Source organism: [Mycobacterium] manitobense, assembly GCF_025821665.1.
GTDB lineage: Bacteria > Actinomycetota > Actinomycetes > Mycobacteriales > Mycobacteriaceae > Mycobacterium > Mycobacterium arseniciresistens.
In genome coordinates this window covers 100861-121637 of sequence record NZ_JACKSJ010000093.1, presented here as the reverse complement: position 1 = coordinate 121637, position 20777 = coordinate 100861, and the positions used below count along the sequence as shown (strand labels likewise).

The 20777-nt window shown below is 68.8% G+C and carries 20 protein-coding genes and 1 tRNA gene; 9 read left to right on the top strand and 12 right to left on the bottom strand.

What is annotated here, in order from left to right; translation table 11 throughout:
* The first annotated feature begins 49 nt into the window (after positions 1-49).
* Together H7I41_RS12365 and H7I41_RS12360 are read left to right on the top strand one after the other, a co-directional pair.
* The gene (locus H7I41_RS12365; protein WP_264012872.1) at positions 50-850 is read left to right on the top strand and encodes an SDR family NAD(P)-dependent oxidoreductase; all 801 of its coding nucleotides are present in this window, start codon (positions 50-52) and stop codon (positions 848-850) included.
* Complete coding sequence (locus H7I41_RS12360) at positions 847-2436, top strand: phytoene desaturase family protein (protein ID WP_264012871.1); 1590 nt, start codon at positions 847-849, stop codon at positions 2434-2436. The genes H7I41_RS12365 and H7I41_RS12360 overlap by 4 nt, the downstream gene beginning before the upstream one ends.
* A 2-nt stretch (positions 2437-2438) precedes the next feature.
* Here H7I41_RS12360 and H7I41_RS12355 read toward each other — a convergent pair whose 3' ends face one another.
* Positions 2439-3146: a TetR/AcrR family transcriptional regulator C-terminal domain-containing protein gene (locus H7I41_RS12355; protein ID WP_264012870.1), complete on the bottom strand. Its 708-nt coding sequence runs from the start codon at positions 3144-3146 to the stop codon at positions 2439-2441.
* A 91-nt stretch (positions 3147-3237) separates the two neighbouring features.
* Between H7I41_RS12355 and H7I41_RS12350 the strand changes: the two genes are divergently transcribed.
* Positions 3238-3561, top strand: a complete 324-nt coding sequence (locus H7I41_RS12350; RefSeq protein ID WP_264012869.1) for a hypothetical protein — start codon at positions 3238-3240, stop codon at positions 3559-3561.
* A gap of 13 nt (positions 3562-3574) precedes the next feature.
* Here the strand turns inward: H7I41_RS12350 and H7I41_RS12345 are convergent, their stop codons facing one another.
* The 9 genes from H7I41_RS12345 to kdpF form a co-directional block, all read right to left on the bottom strand.
* Positions 3575-4216 (bottom strand): TetR/AcrR family transcriptional regulator, encoded by a 642-nt coding sequence (locus H7I41_RS12345; RefSeq protein ID WP_264012868.1) that lies wholly within the window; start codon positions 4214-4216, stop codon positions 3575-3577.
* On the bottom strand, positions 4213-5145 hold the full coding sequence (locus tag H7I41_RS12340; protein WP_264012867.1) for an oxygenase MpaB family protein: 933 nt from the start codon (positions 5143-5145) through the stop codon (positions 4213-4215). Before H7I41_RS12340 ends, H7I41_RS12345 begins: the two co-directional genes overlap by 4 nt.
* 109 nt (positions 5146-5254) lie before the next feature.
* The gene (locus tag H7I41_RS12335) at positions 5255-6370 is read right to left on the bottom strand and encodes a serine hydrolase domain-containing protein (protein WP_264012866.1); all 1116 of its coding nucleotides are present in this window, start codon (positions 6368-6370) and stop codon (positions 5255-5257) included.
* 87 nt (positions 6371-6457) lie between these two features.
* Complete coding sequence (locus H7I41_RS12330; protein ID WP_302914786.1) at positions 6458-7141, bottom strand: response regulator; 684 nt, start codon at positions 7139-7141, stop codon at positions 6458-6460.
* Positions 7138-9648, bottom strand: a complete 2511-nt coding sequence (locus tag H7I41_RS12325; protein WP_308214613.1) for a DUF4118 domain-containing protein — start codon at positions 9646-9648, stop codon at positions 7138-7140. The genes H7I41_RS12330 and H7I41_RS12325 overlap by 4 nt, the downstream gene beginning before the upstream one ends.
* A gap of 7 nt (positions 9649-9655) precedes the next feature.
* Complete coding sequence (locus H7I41_RS12320; protein WP_264012864.1) at positions 9656-10522, bottom strand: potassium-transporting ATPase subunit C; 867 nt, start codon at positions 10520-10522, stop codon at positions 9656-9658.
* Between the two features lie 2 nt (positions 10523-10524).
* Positions 10525-12654: a potassium-transporting ATPase subunit KdpB gene (kdpB, locus tag H7I41_RS12315; protein ID WP_264012863.1), complete on the bottom strand. Its 2130-nt coding sequence runs from the start codon at positions 12652-12654 to the stop codon at positions 10525-10527.
* Between the two features lie 2 nt (positions 12655-12656).
* The gene (gene kdpA / locus H7I41_RS12310) at positions 12657-14327 is read right to left on the bottom strand and encodes a potassium-transporting ATPase subunit KdpA (protein ID WP_264012862.1); all 1671 of its coding nucleotides are present in this window, start codon (positions 14325-14327) and stop codon (positions 12657-12659) included.
* On the bottom strand, positions 14327-14428 hold the full coding sequence (kdpF, locus tag H7I41_RS30325; RefSeq protein ID WP_264012861.1) for a K(+)-transporting ATPase subunit F: 102 nt from the start codon (positions 14426-14428) through the stop codon (positions 14327-14329). Before kdpF ends, kdpA begins: the two co-directional genes overlap by 1 nt.
* 321 nt (positions 14429-14749) lie before the next feature.
* Between kdpF and H7I41_RS12300 the strand changes: the two genes are divergently transcribed.
* From H7I41_RS12300 to H7I41_RS12285, 4 genes are all read left to right on the top strand, one after another.
* Positions 14750-15433: a type III PLP-dependent enzyme domain-containing protein gene (locus tag H7I41_RS12300; RefSeq protein WP_264012860.1), complete on the top strand. Its 684-nt coding sequence runs from the start codon at positions 14750-14752 to the stop codon at positions 15431-15433.
* A 45-nt stretch (positions 15434-15478) separates the two neighbouring features.
* Positions 15479-16126, top strand: a complete 648-nt coding sequence (locus H7I41_RS12295; protein WP_264012859.1) for a DUF4396 domain-containing protein — start codon at positions 15479-15481, stop codon at positions 16124-16126.
* Positions 16127-16187: 61 nt separating this feature from the next.
* Positions 16188-16261, top strand: a tRNA-Leu gene (locus H7I41_RS12290).
* Positions 16262-16383: 122 nt separating this feature from the next.
* Positions 16384-16779, top strand: coding sequence for a nitroreductase family deazaflavin-dependent oxidoreductase (locus H7I41_RS12285; RefSeq protein WP_264012858.1), 396 nt, complete (start codon positions 16384-16386; stop codon positions 16777-16779).
* 125 nt (positions 16780-16904) lie between these two features.
* Here the strand turns inward: H7I41_RS12285 and H7I41_RS12280 are convergent, their stop codons facing one another.
* Positions 16905-17792: an oxygenase MpaB family protein gene (locus H7I41_RS12280; RefSeq protein WP_264012857.1), complete on the bottom strand. Its 888-nt coding sequence runs from the start codon at positions 17790-17792 to the stop codon at positions 16905-16907.
* 257 nt (positions 17793-18049) lie between these two features.
* Between H7I41_RS12280 and H7I41_RS12275 the strand changes: the two genes are divergently transcribed.
* Positions 18050-19300, top strand: a complete 1251-nt coding sequence (locus H7I41_RS12275; RefSeq protein ID WP_264012856.1) for a cytochrome P450 — start codon at positions 18050-18052, stop codon at positions 19298-19300.
* The gene (locus H7I41_RS12270; protein WP_264012855.1) at positions 19293-19910 is read left to right on the top strand and encodes a TetR/AcrR family transcriptional regulator; all 618 of its coding nucleotides are present in this window, start codon (positions 19293-19295) and stop codon (positions 19908-19910) included. The genes H7I41_RS12275 and H7I41_RS12270 overlap by 8 nt, the downstream gene beginning before the upstream one ends.
* A gap of 12 nt (positions 19911-19922) precedes the next feature.
* Here H7I41_RS12270 and H7I41_RS12265 read toward each other — a convergent pair whose 3' ends face one another.
* On the bottom strand, positions 19923-20756 hold the full coding sequence (locus tag H7I41_RS12265) for a YwaF family protein (RefSeq protein ID WP_264012854.1): 834 nt from the start codon (positions 20754-20756) through the stop codon (positions 19923-19925).
* Positions 20757-20777: the final 21 nt, after the last annotated feature.

Below are 20777 nucleotides of genomic sequence, written 5' to 3'. Positions count from 1 at the left end.
GTCCGCTTCGGCGTCGTTTGACGCGAGGGGCGGCGGGTAGTCGGTGGCCATGGCAGCGCAGCGTCCGCGGGCACTCGTCACCGGCGGGTCGAGTGGTATCGGTCTGGAGTTGGTGAAGCTGTTCGCCGCGGACGGCTATGACGTCGTGGTCGCCGCCGATGGCGAGGGCGTCCACGGTGTCGCCGAGGCGGTGGCCGATGCCGGTGTGGACATCGAACCCGTCCAGGTCGACCTGCGAGACCCCGACGGCGTCGAGCGCCTCTACCGGGTGGCCACCCCCGGTGGCCGCGCGCTCGATGCGGCCGCGCTCAACGCGGGCACGGCCCGGGCCGGGCCGTTCGTGACCGGACCGCTCGACGACGACCTCGGCGTCGTCGACCTCAACGTGCGCTCCACGGTGCACCTGGCCAAGCTCGTGCTGACCGACATGGCGGCACGGGGCTCCGGGCGGGTCCTCATCACGTCGTCGATCGTCGCCGCCATGCCGGGCTCGCAGAACAGCATGTACAACGCGTCGAAGTCGTTTCTCCAGTCGTTCGCCACCGCCGTGCACGACGAACTGCGGGACACCGGGGTGACGGTGACGGCGCTTGCCCCGGGCCCGGTCGACACCGACTTCTTCCGCCGGACCGGGATGCTGGACACCGTGCTCGGCCGGCTTCCCGGCAAGGACGATCCGCGCCAGGTCGCCGAGCAGGGCTACCGGGCGATGATGCGCGGTGAGGCGAGGGTGGTCGCCGCGTCGCCGCTCTCCAAGGCCACGGCACTGGCGAATTCAGTGCTGCCCGATTCGGTGAAGGCCACGGCGAACCGGCTGATCATGACTCCTCTGGACAAGCGGGCACGGTGAGCGAATCGGCGGACGCGGTCGTCATCGGCGCCGGCCACAACGGCCTGGTCGCCGCGGCGCTGCTGGCCGATGCCGGCTGGGACGTCCTGGTGCTCGAGGCGCAGGCCGAACCGGGTGGCGCGGTCAAGAGTGCGGAACTGTTCCCGGGGTACGTGTCCGACCTCTACAGCGCGTTCTATCCGCTTTCGGTGGAGTCGCCGGCACTACGGGCGCTGCATCTCGAGGAGCACGGCCTGCGGTGGGTGCACGCGCCGGCAGTGGTGGGCCATGCACGGTCGGCCCACGACGACGACGCGCCGGTGATCTATCGCGACATCGACCGCACGGCAGCCGATCTGGAACGGCGCGCGCCCGGTGACGGTGACCGGTGGCGTGAGCTGTTCGACCAGTGGCAGCACATCAAGGACCCGGTGCTGTCGGCCCTGTTCGCGCCTTTCCCGCCGGTTCGCGGGGCGGCGGGGATGCTGCGCCGCCTCGGCAGTGCCGAAGCGCTGCGGTTCCTGCATCGGCTGCTGTTGCCGGCCGGTGTGCTCGCCGAGCAGCTGTTCGACGGTGACGCCGCGCGGCTTCTGTTGTTGGGCAACGCCATGCACGCGGACGTGCCGATCGACGCCCCGGGCAGCGGGCTGATGGGCTACCTGCTGGTGATGATGGCCCAGGACGGCGGTTTCCCGGTGCCCGAGGGCGGAGCGGGCGAACTCACCGCGGCCCTGGCGCGCCGGGCGGAGTCGGCGGGTGCGCGCATCGAGTGCTCGCGGGAGGTCACGCGGATCGACGTCAGCGGCGGGCGTGCGGTCGCCGTCCGCACCGCCGACGGACAGACCGTGAGGGTCGGGCGCGCCGTAATCGCCGACACCTCCGCGCCGCGCCTGTTCGGCAGCCTGCTGCCCGAGGCGGCGGTGCCCGCGGCGGTGCACCGGGCGATGGCCCAATTCGTCTGGGACACACCGGTCCTGAAGATCAACTACGCGCTCGACGGACCGATTCCGTGGCGGTCGCCGAACCTGAACGAGGCGGGCACGGTGCATCTGGGCGCCGACCGCGACGGGCTGATCCGGTGGATGGCCGACCTCAACACGGCCACGGTGCCGCAGCACCCGTTCATGCTGTTCGGTCAGATGACCACCGCGGATGCGGGCCGCTCACCGGCGGGCACCGAGAGTGCCTGGGCCTACACCCACCTGCCGCGCGGGATGGCCGACGACGAGTCCGCCGACCGGTTGTCGGTGGCCGTCGACCGGGTGCTCGAGGAGCATGCGCCCGGCTTCGCCGACCGGATCGTGGGCAAGGCGATCCAGCGGCCGTCGGACCTGGAGGCCAGCGATGCCAACCTGCACACCGGCGCGGTCAACGGCGGGACGTCACAGATCTTCCAGCAGTTGATCTTCCGGCCGGCGCCGGGCTTCGGACGGGCCGAGACCCCCGTGCAGAACGTCTTCCTCGGCAGCGCCGCCGCGTCGCCGGGAGGCGGGGTGCACGGGATTTGCGGTCGCAATGCCGCGCGCGCGGCGCTGGCGTCCGCAGGGGTGCGGGGCTGGCCGCGGCGCAGGCTCACCGCGGCGGTGAACTCGCTGCTCCTGCGTTGACGTCAGGCGAGCTGCCGTGGCGAGGCTTCGAGACCTCGCAGGATCAGCTCGAGGGTCGCCTCGAAGGACGACCGGAGCATGCGCGAGCGCAGGTGTGGCGCGGCGGCTTCGGCATGGGATGCCTCGGCGCCGGTCAGACGGGCGCCGAGTTCCTGCCATGCGGCATCGTCGCTCTCCTGCACCCGTTCGGGCAGCGACACGAAGGCGTTCTCGAGTATCGCCTGACCGAGCAGGAAGTCCGACAGCGACCGGAACCAGTGCGCGGCGCTCTCGATGTCGAAGCCGCCATCGCGCAGCAGCCCGACGGTCAGGTCCACCGCCCGGATCTCGTTGGGCAGTCCCGTCGTTCGGGCCGCCACGGCCAACCCGGTCTGCGGGAATTCGTATACGTAGACCTGGTAGAGCGCCCGTGCAAGGTCGGCGAGCGAGTCGATCCAGTGGTCACTGCGAGACCAGCGGTCGAGGGCCATCCCGATCATCCGGTCGGCGACGGCGCGCATGACGTCGTCGATGCCGGTGAAGTAGCGGTACAGGGCGGACGCGTCGGCGCCGACGGCGGTGGCCAGGGTGCGGGCACTCATGATCGTCGCGCCACGGTTCTCGATCAGGTTCACCGCCGCGTCGATGTAGACATCCCGGGAGAGCGTCGTCCCGGATCGCGTTCGACGCCGGCGACGCCCTGCGGCGGGCTGCCGTCGTGGCTCCGGCATACAGCTCACTCCTTATGTCAACGCCGTTGATTCTATCTTTGCGTTGTTGAAAGCTAGGCCCCCTATGGAGGCGACGACGGAGAACGGCCGCATGACGGTGAAGGGGGCGACCGTCCGGCGGATCATCCGGACGGCTGGTGCAGGTGGTCATGTCACCTACGTGGTCGACATCCATACTCCGGCCGGCGCAGCGCGCACGTGCACGTTCAGCGGCAACCTGTTCGGCGGACCGGTGCTGCTGTCCAGCGAGTGTGCCGACGGGCGCACCCGGGTCGCGGAGATCGAGCAGCCGCATGATTTCGGTGAGTTCGCCACCGAGCACTGGGTGCACGGGTTCTTCCGCAACTGGCAGCTGGCCGCCGTGCGTCATCCGATCCTGGTCGGTGACGGTGATGCGCTCGAGGGCACTGGCTGAACGGCGGCCGGCCTCAGTGCGCGTCTCCCACTGCGTTCTCGACGACGGGGGTCAGCACGTCATCGGCGAAGCGGCGCAGCTGCGCTTCGTCGTTGACGGCGGGATCAGCGGGCGGAGCGCCCAGATAGGTGATGAACAGCCGCGCGAAGGTGTCGGCGACCCAGCGCACCCGCTGTGAGGGCTCGCCGGGGGCGTCACCGTGGATCTCGCGCGCAATGAATGCCGCGCCCATGGAGAGTATTTCGTTGTCGTTGGCGGCGACGGTCTCCAATGCGAGGCCGGGATCGGTGATGGCGAGTCGTCGCAGCAGCGGATGTTGTTGTGCGAAGGTGACGGCCGCGACGAACGCCTCGGAGACCCTGCTGCGCCGGTTCTCGGCGCGGTCGATCCCGGCAGCCACCGCCGCGAGGAAGCGCTGGATCTCCCGCAGCCGCAACGCCTGATTCATGTCGTCGCGCCGGGGGAACCGCCGGTACACCGTCATCCGTCCCAGCTTGCTGCGGCGCACGACGTCCTCCACGGTGACGCGGTCGAGCCCGACGGCGGCGGCCTCGGCCAAGGCGGCGTCCAGGATCCGGTCCCGGGTGGTGTCCGGATCCGGCGTGTGGCCGCCCGCGGCCTGGCCGACGAGGATCGCGAATTCCGAGGCGCTCATCCGGGCGCGTTGCCGTGCGCGACAGCGTTCAGGGCCGCGTCGTGTGCGGTGGAGCCGAACCGCTGGGTGGCGAGTGCGACGTGTGGCGGCACTTCGGACGCCCACCGGATCATTCGTGCGTTGCCCTGCAGATACGCACCGGTGGCCCACGGATGCAGCGGTGAGGGCAGTTCCAGGCCGGTCATCTTGCGAGCCCATTCGGGCGCCAACGTCATTCCCGCGCGCACGTAGAAGTGGTGTGCGGCGGCATCGAGTGGGCCGGGCAGCGGAGGCAGGAACGGCGCGGTGAGGAGGAAGTCGATGAACGTCCGGGTCTGTTCGGTCACCGCCAGCTTGGGACGCATCTCTGCGACGAATTCGGTCAGTTCCGCGATGGACTCGGGCACCGCGTCCGCACCACTCATCCGGCCGATCACCGCCTGCTCGGCCAGGTACCGGTCGCGCTCGGCCGGAGTAAGCGGCCGGTTGAACCGTTCGAAGGCGGTCATCACCATCCACGGAATACACGTGTGGACCCACGCGAGCAGCTTCGGATCCAGGGCTCGGTACGCATGTCCGTCGGGCCGCGCGCCGCTCACCGTGGCATGCCTGTTCCGCACTCCGTCGATGAGTCGGGTTGCCGCCGCGGTGTTTCCGAAGGTGGTGCCGAGTACGTAACCCATGGTGGTGCGTGCTCGCCGGAAGGGATCGCGACGGTAGTTCGAATGGTCCTGCACGCCGGCGACCACCGACGGGTGCAGTATCTCCAGCACGATCGCCGCCACACCCGCCGTCGCGACCGCCCCGAGGTCGCCGTTGACCTCCCACGACACGCTGGTCGGGCCGCCACACAGACCCGGATCGCCGGGCGGGCCGCCGTACAGGTCGGGTTCATCGTGCCGGCCGCTGACCTCGTACACCGTCCTCATCGTCTGCTCGCGCAAACCCATCGGACAACCTCCCGGGACGTTGATGGTACTGATGGTATGAAAAACGTACCTCACATATCACCGGCAGTCCACGGTCAATCGCGAGATGTGCTTCTGTACGGGCAGGGGGCTAGGCAGGCTCGGGGAGCGCGTAGACGTTTCCGGGAGTGGCGACGGTCGTGACCGCTTCCGCGAGCTTCGTCGAGGCGGACTCGGAGACATCGGAGTTCACCATCACCACGAGGGTGGCGTCGCGCTCCGGCAGGTACACCGCGACGGTCTGATAACCGGGGATGTCGCCGTTGTGGCCGATCCAGCCGTGGAAGTCGGCGAGGGCGAACATGTAGCCGATGCCGGGCGCGGCCTCGCTTGGTCTGGCCGTTCTCTCGCGATGCGTCCACGGCAGCAGCAGCGCACCCCTCGCCACGGCGGGCGCCCAGGCGCGCAGATCCCGGTAGGTGGAGATCATCGCGCCCGCGGCCCAGGCGACGGACGGATTCCACAGTGTCGTGTCGACCGGTTCGCCGTCCGGCGTCTCGGCGTAACCGTGGGTGTAGGGCTGGGGCATCGCCCCGTTGGCCGGGAAACTGGTGTGGGTCAGTCCGAGCGGGCCGGTGACGTGCTGGGCCAGGTAGTCGCCGAGGCGCTGACCGGTGACCCGTTCGATCACCATGCCCAGGAGCACCGTGTTGGTGTTGGAGTATTCGAATTCGGTGTCGGGCGCGAAGTTCAACGGGTGCGCGAACGCGATGTCGACGAGTTCGCGTGGGGTGAACGCCGCCGCGTCCGGCCCCTGCCCGCCTTCCTCGAGGTAGCGGTCGAGGAACTGTTCGTCGGTCGTGTAGTTGAACAGTCCGCTGCGCATCCGGCCGAGCATGTCGAGGGTTACCACGCCACCGGACGGCACGCCGTCGACGTAGCGGGAGATGGGATCGCTCAACCGAATCCGGCCCTGGTCCACCAGCTGCAGTACGGCGGTGCCGGTGAACGTCTTGGTGACACTGCCGATGCGGGTGTGGTCGTCGAGCGACATCGGTGTCTTGGCGGCGGTGTCGCCCTCGCCGAGTGTCCTGACGTACTCGACGGTGCCGGGGATCGACAGCCCGACGATGGCGCCGGGGACGCCGGCCTCGGCGAAGACCCTGTCGACGGCTGCGTCCAGCGCCGCGGTGAGGTCGTGGACGGGCTGCGGCGTCGCGACCGGTGCGGTGAGGAGGAGAGCGACAAGGGTGAGCAGCGCAGTCACGCCTCGACTGCTCGCCGCGGGAGGGGTCATCGCTACCGACCGTAACCGATGCCGGCCTCGAGCAGGACGAAGTCGAGCCGCCGGATCTCACTGCTGGAAGCGGTAGCCCATCCCGGCCTCGGTGAGCAGGTGCACGGGGTGCGACGGGTCGTCCTCCAACTTCCGCCGCAGCTGTGCCAGATACACGCGCAGGTAATGGGTTTCCTTCGCATAGGCCGGTCCCCACACCTCTCGGAGCAGCTCTTCGCGGCCGACGAGCTTGCCGCGGTGGCGCACCAGCATCTCGAGCATGCCCCACTCGGTGGGGGTCAGGTGCACCTCGGTACCGCTCTTGGTCACCTTCTTGGCCGCCAGATCGACCGTGAACGAAGCCGTCTCGACCACCGGTTCGTCGGTGTCGGAGACGGTGCCGCGACGGACCGCGGCGCGTAGCCGGGCGAGGAACTCGTCCATGCCGAACGGTTTTGTCACGTAGTCGTCGGCGCCTGCGTCGAGCGCCTCGACCTTGTCGGCCGAGTCGGTGCGCGCAGAGAGCACGATCACCGGCGCGCTGAGCCAGCCCCGCAGACCGGCCAGCACCTCGATGCCGGACATGTCCGGAAGGCCGAGGTCGAGCACGATCACATCCGGCCGGTGGTCGGCCGCCGAACGCAGGGCTTCCGCGCCGGTGGCCGCGGTGGTGACTTCGTAGCCCCGCACCGACAGGTTGATCCGTAGTGCCCGCAGGATCTGTGGTTCGTCGTCGATGACGAGCACCCTGGTGGCCGTCACGGCGTGTCCTGCGCCGGCGCAGCCAATTCGATCTCCATCGTGAGCCCGCCGCCGGGGGTGTCGGTGGCGGTGAGTGTGCCGCCCATCGCCTCGGTGAATCCGCGCGCCACCGAAAGGCCGAGACCGACGCCGCTGCTGGTGTCGCTGTCGCCGAGGCGCTGGAACGCGCCGAACACCTGTTCCTCGGTTCCGCGGGGGATACCGGGACCCTCGTCGGCCACGGTGATCAGCACGCGGTCCCCGACCCGGCCTGCGGTGACGCGCACCTGTCCGGCCGACGCGTACCGCAGTGCGTTGTCGATCAGGTTGGCCAGCACCCGTTCGAGCAGGCCGGCGTCGGCGAGCGCCACCGAATCCTGCACGTCGACTTTGACGCGGTCCACCCCGTGGCCGAGGCCCGTTGTGCCCCTGCTGATCCCGAGCAGCGCACGTTGCACCGTCTCCTCGAGGTACACGCGCCGCAGCTCGGGGCGCACCACGCCGGCGGCCAGCCGCGACGAGTCGAGGAGGTTCCCCACCAGCGCGGTCAGTTGGTCGACGGACTCCTCGACGGTGGCGAGCAGTTCCGCGGTGTCGTCCTCGGAGAAGTGCACGTCGTCACTGCGCAGACTGGACACCGCCGCCTTGGCCCCGGCCAGCGGCGTGCGCAGGTCGTGGCTGACCGCCGACAGCAGCGAGCGCCGCAGTTCGTCGGCCCGGGTGATCGCCTCGGCGCGCCCCGCCTCCTCGGTGAGTTCACGCTGCCGGACCAGGCCGGCGGCCTGGCGTGCCACCGCGGACAGCACCCGCCGGTCACGCGCCGCCAGGCTGCGGCCGGCCAGCAGCAGCCAGAACTCGTCGCCGTCGGTGTCGACTTCGATTGCGGTGTCCGCGGTGTCGACCTCGACGCAGGGATCGGTGCCGACGCAGGCGACGATGCCCGCACCGACCCGCAACAGGCTGACCGCCCGCTGGCCGTAGGTCTCCCGCACCCGCTCCAACAGCGCCGTCGGGTCCGCGCCGCGCAGCACCGAACCGGCGAACAGGGCGAGCAGTTCGGCCTCCCGCGACGCCCGGCGGGCGTCGCGGGCTCGGCTCGCGGCGCTGTCCACCAGGGCCGCGACGGCGACCGCGACCGCGAGCAGCACGACGATCGTCACCGCGCTGTCCGGATCGGCGATGGTGAAGGTGTGCCGGGGGGTTATCAGGAAGTAGTTGAGCAACAGGCCCGACAGCACGGCCGAGAGCGCCGCGGGTGCGACACCGCCGAGCAACGCCGCCACCAGCACGCCGACGAAGAACAGCGCACTTTCGCCTGCGACCCCGAGCAGTGGGTCGAGCAGCACCGCGACCAGGCAGACCAGCGACGGCACGATGATCGCGGCGAGCCATGACGCCAGGTGCCGGTGCCGCGGAGTCCTTGTGCTCGTGCCGCGGCGGGCCTCGTCATGAGTCACCATGTGCACGTCGATCTTTCCGGATTCCTGGACGACGGCCGCGCCGATGCCCTCCTCGAAGATGCGTGCCCACCGCGATCGCCGGGACGTGCCGAGCACCAACTGGGTGGCGTTGCGCTCCCGGGCGAAGTCCAGCAGCGCGGCCGGGACGTCATCGCCGACGACCGTGTGCAGCGTCGCGCCGAGGTCGGCCGCCAGTTCCCGGACCCTGCCCATTCCGGGTGCCGACACCCCGGCGAGGCCGTCGCCACGGACGACGTGCACGACCATCAACTCGGCACTGGACTTCGACGCGATGCGAAAAGCTCTGCGCACCAGCGTCTCCGACTCGGCGCCGCCGGTGACGGCGACGACCACCCGCTCGCGTGCCTCCCAGGTGTCGGTGATCCTGTTGTCGGCGCGGTACTTGGCCAGCGCGGCGTCGACCTGGTCGGCGAGCCACAGCAGCGCCAGTTCGCGCAGCGCGGTGAGATTGCCGCGGCGGAAGTAGTTCGACAAAGCGGCGTCGACCCGCTCGGGCGCGTAGACGTTGCCGTGGGAGAGTCTGCGCCGCAACGCCTCAGGGGTGATGTCGACGAGCTCGATCTGGTCGGCCCCGCGCACCACGTCGTCGGGCACCTTCTCCTGCTGCTCGACGCCGGTGATCTGGGCGACGACGTCGTTGAGGCTCTCCAGGTGCTGCACGTTCACCGTGGAGATCACCGTGATGCCGGCGTCGAGCAGTTCCTCGACGTCCTGCCAGCGCTTCGGGTTGCGGCTGCCCGGGGTGTTGGTGTGGGCGAGTTCGTCGACGAGCACGACCTCGGGCCGACGCGCGAGCACGGCGTCGACGTCGAGTTCCGGGAACCGGCCGCCGCGGTACTCGACGTGGCGGGGCGGAACGACCTCGATACCGTCGAGCAGTTCGGCGGTCCGCCTGCGGCCGTGGGTCTCGACGAGCGCGGCGACCAGGTCGGTGCCGCGTTCCAGCCGCCGGTGCGCCTCGCCGAGCATCGCGAACGTCTTGCCGACGCCGGGAGCTGCGCCGAGGTAGATGCGCAGCTCACCCCGCTTGGCGTTCGACGTGCTCACCCGACCATCATCCACCCGGGTACTTCTCGTCGAGTGCGACGTTGAGTGCCAGCACGTCGACCCGAGGTTCGCCGAGGAAGCCCAGCGTGCGGCCGTCGGTGTGGTCGGCGACCATCCGGCGGATCTCGTCGGCGCCGGCGCCGCGGGCCTTGGCCACCCGCGCCACCTGCAGCTCGGCGTAGGCAGGCGAGATGTGTGGGTCCAGGCCGCTGCCGCTGGCCGTGACAGCGTCGGCGGGCACCAGCGCTTCGGCCGCGCCGTGGATCGGCACGATCTGACCGAGGCGGTAGTCCTCCCCGGGCGCAGCGCATTCGACCCGCACGCCCTCGTACGTGTCGAGGAACGGGCGCGCGGTCGTGTCGCACGGCTCGTTGACGCTGACCACCCGGGTGGGGGCGACCACATCGCCGCGCGCGTCCCGCGGCCCGATCACCGACAGCACCGCGCCGACACCGCCGCCGGTGCAGAACGGCCGCCCGCCATCGACACCTTCGAGCTCACCGACCGCCCTGCTCCGGCTGCACACCAGAGTGAGCAGGCTGGTCCGGTCGGGGGTGTCGACGACGTCCTCGGGACCCAGGTTGCTGGCGCCCGACGCCATCGGGTCATACCCGTCGCCCGCCGCGGACGGCCGGCCCTGGAAGTAGCGCGGCAGCGGATTGCCGTCTGCGTCGGTGTACAGCTGGCCGATCAGGCTGCTGCCGACCGGTCTTCCCGCGGCTTCGACGATGGAGCCGTCGGCCTTGTCGGAGAGCCCCGGCAGCTGGGCGGCCAGCCAGATGAGGGCGGGGTAGGCGATGCCGAGGATGGCGGTGAGGACGAGCAGCGCGCGCAGCGCCGCCCAGTGCTGGCGGAGGACGGCGGTGAGTTTCATGGTCACATTCCCGGGAGAAAGGCGATGAGCAGGTCGATGAGTTTGATGCCGATGAACGGCGCCACGATGCCGCCCACCCCGTAGAGAGTCAGGTTGCGGCTCAACAGCTTCGACGCGCTGCTCGGGGTGTAGCGCACACCGCGCAGGGCCAGTGGGATGAGCGCGACGATCACCAGTGCGTTGAAGATGACCGCGGACAGGATCGCCGACTGCGGACTGTGCAGCCGCATGACGTTGAGCACGTCCAATCCGGGGAACAGGCCGACGAACAGCGCCGGGATGATCGCGAAGTATTTTGCGATGTCGTTGGCGATGGAGAAGGTGGTCAGCGCGCCGCGGGTGATGAGCAACTGCTTGCCGATCTCGACGATCTCGATCAGCTTGGTCGGGTCGGAGTCGAGGTCGACCATGTTGCCGGCCTCCTTGGCCGCCGACGTGCCGCTGTTCATCGCGACGCCGACGTCGGCCTGGGCCAGCGCGGGGGCGTCGTTGGTGCCGTCGCCGGTCATCGCCACGAGCTTGCCGCCGGCCTGCTCCGTCTTGATCAGCGCCATCTTGTCCTCGGGCGTCGCCTCGGCGAGGAAGTCGTCGACGCCGGCCTCCTCGGCGATCGCCTTGGCGGTCAACGGGTTGTCGCCGGTGATCATGACGGTGCGGATGCCCATGCGGCGCATCTCGTCGAAGCGTTCCCGCATGCCCTGTTTGACCACGTCCTTGAGGTGGATGACGCCCAGCAGATGCGCATGCCCGTCGCGCAGCTCACCGACGGCCAGGGGAGTCCCGCCCGCGGCGGAGACGGCGTCGACGATCTCACCGAGTCGACCGGGCACGGTGCCGCCTTCGTTGCGGATCCACTCGGCGACCGACGCCGCCGCGCCCTTGCGCAGCTGCCGTCCGTCGAGATCGACCCCCGACATCCGGGTGACCGCGGTGAACTCGACCCAGCGTGCGTTGGCCAGTTCGCCCGACGTGCGGGCACGCAACGCGTAGTGCTCCTTGGCGAACACCACGACGGAGCGACCCTCGGGAGTCTCGTCGGCCAGGCTGGACAGCTGCGCGGCGTCGGCGAGTTGTTCTTCGGTGACGCCGTCGAGCGGGACGAAGGCGGCGGCCTGCCGGTTGCCCAGGGTGATGGTGCCGGTCTTGTCGAGCAGCAGGGTGTTGACGTCGCCGGCCGCCTCGACCGCGCGACCGGACATGGCGAGCACGTTGCGCTGGACGAGGCGGTCCATGCCTGCGATGCCGATCGCGCTGAGCAGCGCTCCGATCGTGGTGGGGATGAGGCACACCAGCAGCGACACCATCACGATCCCGGTGATGCCGTTTCCGTTGAGCGCGAGGGTGTCGGGCACACCGGGGTTGCCGGCCTTGGAGTAGATGGCCAGGGGCTGCAGGGTGACGACGGCGAAGACGAAGATGATCGTCAACGAGGCCAGCAGGATGTTGAGCGCGACCTCGTTGGGCGTCTTCTGCCGGTTGGCGCCCTCGACGAGCGCGATCATCCGGTCGATGAAGCTCTCACCCTGTTTCTGGGTGATCTTCACGACGATGCGGTCGCTGAGCACGGTGGTGCCGCCCGTCACGGCTGAGCGGTCGCCACCGGATTCGCGGACCACCGGGGCGGATTCGCCGGTGATGGCGGATTCGTCGACCGAGGCGATGCCCTCCAGCACGTCGCCGTCGCCGGGGATCACCTGTCCGGCTTCGACGACCACCACGTCGCCCTTCTGCAAGAGTGCCGCCGGGACCTCCTCTTCGCGGCCCGATGCGGTGAGCCTGCGCGCCATGGTCGAGGTCTTCGTCTTGCGCAGGGTGGCGGCCTGGGCCTTGCCGCGGCCCTCGGCGACGGCCTCGGCGAGGTTGGCGAACAGCACCGTCAGCCACAGCCAGCCGACGATCAGCCAGGCGAACCAGCTCGGACCGGTGATGGCCAGTACGGTGCTCCAGACCGCGCCGATCTCGACGATGAGCATCACCGGGTTGCGCCACAGGGTGCGCGGGTCCAGCTTGCGCAGGGCGTCCGGCAAAGAACGCCACAGCATCGACGGGTCGAGCAGGCCGCTCCGGACCTGCTCGCGCGCTTGGAGTTTCCGCGGTTCGGCGGTGGGTGCCTCGTGGGTGGTGAGTGTCATGGTCAGTGGATTCCTTCGGCGAGGGGGCCGAGCGCGAGCACGGGCAGGTAGGTCAGGGCGACGAGGATCAGCGTCACGCCGGCGACCATGCCGACGAACTGCGGCCGGTGGGTGGGCAGCGTGCCCACCGACTCCGGTGTCCTGCCCTGGTGGGCCAGCGATCCGGCGAGGGCGAGCACGATGATGATCGGTAGGAAGCGCCCGAACACCATGGCCAGACCGAGTGCGGTGTTGTACCACTCGGTGTTGACCGAGATGCCGGCGAAGGCCGAGCCGTTGTTGTTGGCGGCCGAGGTGAACGCGTAGAGCACCTCCGAGAGGCCGTGCGGCCCGGTGTTGAGCATGCTGTCGCGCTGGCCGGGCATGGCCATCGCGGCAGCGGTGCCGGTGAGCACGATGAGCGGGGTGATCAGGAAATAGGTTGCGGCGAGCTTGATCTCGCGTGGGGTGATCTTCTTGCCCAGGTATTCGGGCGTCCGTCCGACCATCAGTCCCGCGACGAAGACCGTGATGATCGCCAGGATCAGCATGCCGTAGAGGCCGGAGCCGACGCCGCCGGGCGCGACCTCGCCGAGTTGCATGTTGAACATGGTGACCAGCCCACCGAGGCTGGTGTAGGAGTCGTGGAACGAGTTCACCGCACCCGTCGAGGTCAGGGTGGTGGACCCGGCGAACACCGCGGAATCGGCCACGCCGAAGCGTTGTTCGACGCCTTCGGTGGCGGCGCCGACGGCGGTGGGGACGGTGCCGTGGGCCTGCAGCTGGAAGAACATCAGCAGCGAGACACTGGCGGTGGCGATGATGCCCATGACCGCGGCGATGGCCAGTCCCTGCTTGCGGCTCTCGACCATGCGCCCGAAGGTGCGGGGCAGTGAGAACGCGATGCAGGACAGCAGGAAGATCTCCACCCAGTTGGTCCAGGTGGTGGGGTTCTCGAACGGGTGGGCGGAGTTGGCGTTGAAGAAGCCGCCGCCGTTGGTGCCGAGTTCCTTGATGGCCTCCTGGCTCGCGACGGGTCCGCCGGGGATGACCTGCTGGGTGCCGGTCAGCGTGGTGACCACCTGGTCGTGCAGCGCGAAGTTCTCGACCACGCCACCCGCCAGCAAGATGATGGCGCCGATGATGCTCAGGGGCAACAGAATGCGCAGCGATCCGCGGAGCAGATCGACCCAGAAGTTGCCGAGGTCGCCGGTGTTTCGGCGGGCCAGTCCGCGGACGAACGCCATCGCGACGGCCAAGCCGACGGCGGCGGAGACGAAGTTCTGCACCGCGAGGCCGGCCATCTGGACAAGGTGGCCCTGGGTGGATTCGCCGGAGTAGGCCTGCCAGTTGGTGTTGGTGACGAAGCTGACCGCGGTGTTCCACGCCAGCGCGGGTGTCATTGCGGTGCCGGGGTCCTCCAGGTGCAGCGGGAGCCTGCCTTGGATCAGCTGAAGCCCGAACAGGAACAGGATGCTCACCGCGGAGAACGCGAGCACGCTGCGGGCATAGGAGCCCCAGTTCTGCGGGGCGCGCGGGTCGGCGCCGATCGCCCGGTACACGGCGCGCTCGGCGCGCAAGTCTTTCTCCGACGCGTAGACGCGGAACATGTAGTCGCCGAGGGGGACGTGGACGGCCACCAGGGCGACGACGAGGGAAGCGAGGAACAGGATTCCCGCGGTGGTGGTGCTCACTAGAACCTTTCGGGGAACAGCAGGGCGGCGAAGAGGAACACGGCGATGGCCACCGCCAGCGCCAGGCCCACGAGGTTTTGGATCACAGCTGCTCGACCCACTTCTGCACGAGGCCGAGCAGGGCGAAGATCGCCACCGTCACCGCGATGTAGGCGACTACGGACATGCCACTCCAGACGTTGACGCGGCGCCGGATTTCGGCGCCTGCACCAGCATCGGTCCAGTTCAGGCATGTCGACCCGATCTTGACGCTTTCTTGATGGGCGGTGGGCGGTCCTTTACGGCTTTCGCGCGGGGGCGGCGGCGAACGTGAAGCTGTGCACGTGTTCTCCGTGTTTTCACGCGCACAACTTCACGCTCGCGAGGCGGATTGACAGGCCGCGCTCAGTGCGATGTCAGTCGTCGCAGTCACGATCGGTGGCATGAACCGTTTGCGCCGTCCTCAAGCATCACCCCGGTATGCGTTGTGCCGCCGCGCGTTGCGGGGCACGCCGCTGCAGGTGCCCGCCGAGCTGCTCACGACCGCGTCGGTCGCGGAGTGGGTGCGCCGGCGCGGGTGGGGTGTCGACGTGTCGAGCGCCGAGGATCTGCGGCTGGCGCTGGCGGCCGGTGTGCCGGCGGAGCGGGTGGCGGCGCAGTGCGCGGATGATGCGGCCATCGAGGCGGCGGTGGCGGCGAGGGTCGGGCGATTCATCATCGGGACCTGGTCGGAGGTGATGCTGCTGGCGCGGTGCCGGCCGTCCGCGCCGCGGGTGCTGCTCGACGTGACGAACGGCCCCGGCGATCGGATGGCAGCCACGCTGATGGCGGCGGCCAGGGTGGACGTCGTGGGTCTACGCCACCGGATCAGTGGCGACGACGACAACGCGGGGGAGGCGGCGCAGGCGATGCTCGAGCAGATGGCGCGGTTGCGGCGCTCGCACGACGTGATTCTCACGAGGCTGTGCCTGTCGGGCTTCGGGCATGGAGGCGGCGACGCGCAGGCGTTGCGGCAGGGGGTGCACCGGCTGCAGTTGACGGTCGAGGAGGCGTGCGCCGAACTGCGGTATCCGCGGCCGGCGCTCGGGCTGTCGCTGCACGCGGCCGCACTGGTGGGTGGGGACTAAGCCGACGAAGAAGCTCGTATACCCCATGGGGGTATAGTACGAGGGATGACCGAACACCATGACCACACCGGCCACGACATGGGCGGCAACGTCAACACGATGGCGCTGAGCGCCACGCTGCACTGCCTGACCGGGTGCGCGATCGGTGAGATCGTGGGCCTGATGATCGGCACCGCCCTGGGGTTGAGCAACGTCGCCACCATTGCGATCGCCGTCGCGCTCGCCTTCCTGTTCGGCTACTCGCTGTCGACGCTGCCGCTGCTGAAGGCCGGTCTGGCGGTCGGCACCGCGCTGAGCGTCGTGCTCGCGGCCGACACCCTGTCGATCCTGACGATGGAGATCGTCGACAACCTCGTCATGGCGCTGATCCCGGGCGCGATGAACGCCGGCCTGGTGAACGCCGTGTTTTGGATCGGCATGGCCATCGCGCTCGCAGCGGCGTTCGCGGCCGCCTATCCGGTGAACCGCTATCTGCTGCAACGCGGGAAGGGGCACGCGCTGACGCACGAGTACCACCACGGCGGCGGCCAGGCGACCGGGTGGCGCCGGTACATCCCGTCGCTGAGCACCGGGGCACTCGTCGCGGCGATCGCCGCATTCATGCTCGGTGGTCTGGTGGTGTCGATCGCCGACGGCCTGGACAGCGGGAGCGGCGGGAGTGTGCATGCGGCCGCCGGCTCGAGCCGCGTTTAGCGCTGTTCCGCGGCTCCGGATCTGGCAGTCGGCGGGCGAGGTAGCGTGCTAGCCGGACCTCGCCCCCATAGCCCAATTGGCAGAGGCAGCGGACTTAAAATCCGCCAAGTGTCGGTTCGAGTCCGACTGGGGGCACCGGACCTGTTGCAGGTGGAAGCGGTCCTTGGGCCAGTTGGCATTGGGTGCTCACCGCATCCGCCGCTCGATACGTCAGCACCGCGTCGGCGAGGAACTTCGCCGATATCTAGACTCCGGAGATGCGCGTGCCTCGCCGAGTCGCAGAGTTCAACAAGCGAGTCACCAATCCGGCTGCTCGCACGATCTCGCCGTGGCTTCCGAACTTGGGGACTCTCGAGCACGTCGGGCGGAAGTCGGGTAAGCGATATCGAACGCCCCTGTTGGTCTTCAAGACCCACGATGGCTACGCCATCCTCATCGGCTACGGCCTGCAGACGGACTGGTTGAAGAACGTGCTGGCCGGTGGACCGACGATGCTGCGCAAGCATGGACGGACCGTTTCGCTCGTCAACCCACGGGTTGTGAGCAAGGCCGAGGCCGCGGCCCTCGTCATACCGCGCTCTAGGCTTCTCTACCGAGCGTTTCCCTACAACGAGGCCGCCGTGGTGCTGACCGAGGCGGGCTCTACGGGTTGACCCCGGTACGCCGGTATAAGGCCTCGACGCCTGGCTTCGCGTCCTGTTCGCGTCCTCGGACGCGGTTACCTGACCGACCCAACCCCTTGCCCTGACGTAGGCGCGCACCGGGAAAGGCGAACCGGTCACGCCGACGTCGCGTGCTGGATCTCCTCTTGTCCGGCCGTCAGCACCCACCTGATTCCACCGACGAGCACCCGCCCAGACAGCCGCACGGCCGTCGCCTCGAGGGGTGGCAGATGCGGCAGCCGCAACGGCTTGCGCGCCCACCCCGGCAGCATCGCCACAGAGGTGGCGGCCAACGCACCGTACGGAGCTCGGGCAGGCAACGGCAGTGGCGGTGTCAACAAGAGGAACCGGGCCGCCTCGCGCGCCGCTGCCGTGCTGCGCAGCTCTGGTCGGTACGCCTCGATCCGCGCCCGCAGCTCCGCCTCGGTGCGCGGCGGGTCCAGCACTCCGAGAGCGCTTGCGACGCGGGCGGTGTCGGCGACGTACTGGTCGCGGCCGGCCTGGTCGAGGGGCTGAGCGCCGTAGAGCTGGTGCGCCAGAAGAAAGCTGTCGATCTCGGCGATGTGAACCCACTCGAGCAGGTGGGGGTCAGAGGCTTCGTAAGGTCTGCCGTCCGGCGCCACTCCGCGGACGCGGCGATGGATCCCGCGGACCTTGTCGACGGCTCGCTGCGCGTCGGCCGCCGGTCCGAAGGTTGTCACGGCGAGGAAGGTGCTGGTGCGCTGCAGGCGCCCCCAGGGATCGCCGCGGTAGTCCGAGTGTTCGGCGACGCCGGCCATCGCCAGCGGATGCAGCGACTGTAGGAGCAGTGCGCGCAGTCCGCCGACGAACATCGACGCGTCGCCGTGGACGCGGCGGATCGGCCGGTCCTCGGCGAACCAGCGTGGACCCGGTGTCCCGTGGATGCGGGCGCGGTTGTCCGGCCCGTCCGGTCCGGCGACCAATCCGAACAGCGCGCGCCCCAGCCCACTTCTGACCGCACCCAGCTCCCGTGTCAACACCATGACACGACGTTACGTGCCAACACCCGCCCTCGCGGGCGAGCGACTGCCATCGTCACGAAGCGGACTGCATTCCGCCCGTGGGCTCGACTCTTCGGCGGGCCACCGTTCGACGTCATAGGTATGTACGTATGACCACGGTCCGGATTAAATCCGCACGAGCTGGGTATATACCGCACTAAGGTTGACGATGCGCGGTCATGGTCATACGCTCAGTCGCGGAGTGTCCGCAACGGATGCTCGTCCGGAGGTTGAGTCATATGAACGTGCACGGCACCCCCAACGTCCTCGACGCCGGCCTTCCCACGTTCACGTACAGCCTGACCGCCAGCCCACACGACATCCTCGACGACGTCCGAGACGCGCAAGCACGCGCCCCGATCGCCATCGGGCCCCTCGGGCCAGAGATCCTGTCCTACGAGCTGGCGCGCGAGATGTTGCGGGACAACAGATTCGGCCTACCGGCAGGAATCACTCTTGCGTCGCAGGGCATCACGTCAGGTCCGTTGTACGACAAGATGGCGAACAGCCTGTTGGGTCTCGACGGCGCACCACATGTTCGGCTACGCAAACTGGTGTCCAAGGCGTTCACTCCTCGCGCGACAGCCCGTCTCCAGGGCACGATTCACGAGGTGGTGAACGGCCTGATCGACCGGGTGGCGGACGCCGGACGGTGCGACGTCGTCACCGACATCGCGCGTCCCTACCCCACCCCGATCATGTGCGCGCTGCTCGGAGCGCCGAGCGAGGACTGGCAGCTGTTCGCGGACTGGACCGAGGAGGTGTTCAAGGCCTTCAACTTTCAGCCCGATGCCACCTTCGATGAAGCCGAGATCATGCGCGCATGGGGTGAGCTCGACGCCTACGTCGACGACATGGTCGCCGGTCGCCGCGACAATCTGACCGATGACTTGCTCTCCGAACTCATTCGCGCCGAGAGCGATGGCGACCGTCTCGATCTCGACGAACTCCGGATGCTGGTGGCCGGCTTCCTCATGGCGGGTACGGACACGACGCGGAACCAGCTTGCCGCGTCCGTGCAGGTGCTCTGCGAGCACCCGGATCAATGGGCAAGACTGCGCAACCAACCAGAGCTTGCGATGCAGGCGGTCGAGGAGAGCATGCGCCACTCACCGGCAGCAAGTATCGTCCCGCGCGTCGCGAGTGGCGATGTCGACTTCGCCGGTTACAGATTCCCGGCGGGGACCTTCGTGCTCGTGAACACCTTTGCGGCCAATCGAGATCCAGCGATTTATGCCGACGCTGACCGTTTCGACATCTCTCGAGCGGACGCACCCGCGATTCTGACGTTCGGCGGCGGCGCTCACTACTGCCTCGGCGCGAACCTCGCGCGCCGGGAACTGGCGGAAGCGCTCGCAGTCCTCACTCGCCGCCTCCCCACCACCCATCGCATCGGACCGGCACCGTGGAAACCTCTGCTGGGAATGACCGGTCCCACAACCCTGCCCATCGGTTTCACCAGCGAAAAACTGGTGACGGCGGATGCGTAGTCGTGGCTGGGCGGGTGCCACACCCGCATCGGACGAAGAAGCCATCTCCCGCATCCTGGACGCGGCCGACGAGGAGATCGCCGAGCATGGGGCGGCTTTACGTCTTGCCGATGTCGCTCGCAGGCTCGGAATCACCCGCCAGACGGTGTACCGCTACTTTCCCAACGCCGACGCGCTGCTCATCGCCAGTTCCATGCGGGCCGTCGACGGGTTCATCGACCAAGTCGTGCGACACGTCCGCGGACAGAACGACCCCGTGACGGCGATCGTCGAAAGCCTGTCGTTCGGAATCGAGAAGCTGGCCGGTGATCCGCAACTGGAGAAGTTGCTCACCCGCCCGGCCGAGGACGCGGCCGTCACCTCGCTGACATCCGACACGGCGATCGCATTCTGCCTGTCGGTGTTCCAACGTCTCGACGTCGACTGGGAGCTTCACGGCTTCGACGCCACCGGCCTTCATGATCTTGCCGAGATGACCCTGCGCACGGTGCAGTCCCTGCTGACCGATCCGGGGGAGCGGCCCCGCGACGGAGCCGAACTGCGCCACTTCATTGGGCGATGGCTCGGCCCGGCGATCCTCTATCCGCGGATGAATTCCCTGCCGCGATGATGACAGCCGTGGTCAACGGCGTGGCGACTGCCGCGCGACGCCGGTGCGGCGGTCGGGGCCGGGTAGCGAGGGTCGATCAGCTCGGGACGTCGCCTGTCGCCTCAGCCTTTCCCACGGCCACGTCATCAGTGCCCACGCACCCATCACGATCAGAATTTCGATCACGAGGTACAGCGGCCATGGGCCGAGCGCGTCCAGGATCGAGGCCGTCGGCGGTTTCCCGTTGAGATATCCGTAGTTGGTTCCCGCGAGCGTGTTGAACGTGAACGTGAACGCCACCCATCCCAGCGTCACGACGACCGCGAACCGATAGTCGCGCCACCGCGGACGCATCCCACGTCCCCAGGTCAGATAGACGGCCGACCACACCACGAGCACATGCAGCACGAAGAACGTGAGGAACAGGTGGCTCGGGAAGTCGGGCGCCCCCTCCTCGGGAGTGCCGATGTCCGGGGTGAGCAGCGCCTGCGAGCTGAGGAGCAGACCCCAGAAGTAGGTGAGCACAAACGCCCGATGTCGCTGCGTCCACAACGCATAGGCCGCCGTCAGTTCCGCGATGTCGCACAGCTGCAGCGGTATCGACGTGGCTAGGTCCGGCCGGATCAGCTTGTAGACCAGCGCCGTAGTGAAAGTCGCCAGCAGCAGCACCGCCAGAATTCGACTGACCAGGCGCGCCTGCGCCCCGCTCTCGCGACGACCGTGCCACACCAGAACGGCTGCGCCGACCGCGAACACACCCAGCACCACCAGATGAGATGGGCCGTACGCAACAAACTCCTGCTGCGATGAGACCGACTCGATCACCTCCTGCACCCCTCGAGCAACGCTGCGGGCCGTGACGATCATCCATCGAATGCGATGCCCGAG